The 320-nt window shown below is 67.2% G+C and carries 1 protein-coding gene and 1 pseudogene; both read left to right on the top strand.

The features are described from left to right. Positions 1-200, top strand: a 200-nt coding sequence (locus JHD74_RS26240; RefSeq protein ID WP_199063934.1) for a hypothetical protein, incomplete at its 5' end; no start/stop codon positions are given. After that, positions 194-320, top strand: a pseudogene (locus JHD74_RS26235) (glycogen/starch/alpha-glucan phosphorylase); the annotation flags it as partial. The gene JHD74_RS26240 and the pseudogene JHD74_RS26235, both read left to right, overlap by 7 nt.

The following is a 320-nucleotide window of genomic DNA, read 5'->3' as shown; positions in this document are numbered from 1 at the left end:
CCCCCCCCCCCCCCCCCCCCCCCCCCCCCCCCCCCCCCCCCCCCCCCCCCCCCCCCCCCCCCCCCCCCCCCCCCCCCCCCCCCCCCCCCCCCCCCCCCCCCCCCCCCCCCCCCCCCCCCTCTTTTCACGCAGAAGACGGCATACGAGATGATACCTCCTGTCTCGTGGGCTCGGAGATGTGTATAAGAGACAGGCATTAGGTAATGGTGGGCTGGGTCGGTTGGCGGCGTGTTTTATCGATTCTATGGCAACACTGGATATCGCGGCCTCAGGACATGGTATCAAATATGAATACGGTTTGTTTAAACAATCCATTCAGC

It is taken from the genome of Serratia sp. ASV30 (assembly GCF_016428815.1).
Taxonomy (GTDB): Bacteria; Pseudomonadota; Gammaproteobacteria; order Enterobacterales; family Enterobacteriaceae; genus Chania; species Chania fonticola_C.
The sequence above is the reverse complement of the archived record's forward strand: the minus strand, read 5'-3'. Positions and strand labels throughout refer to the sequence as shown.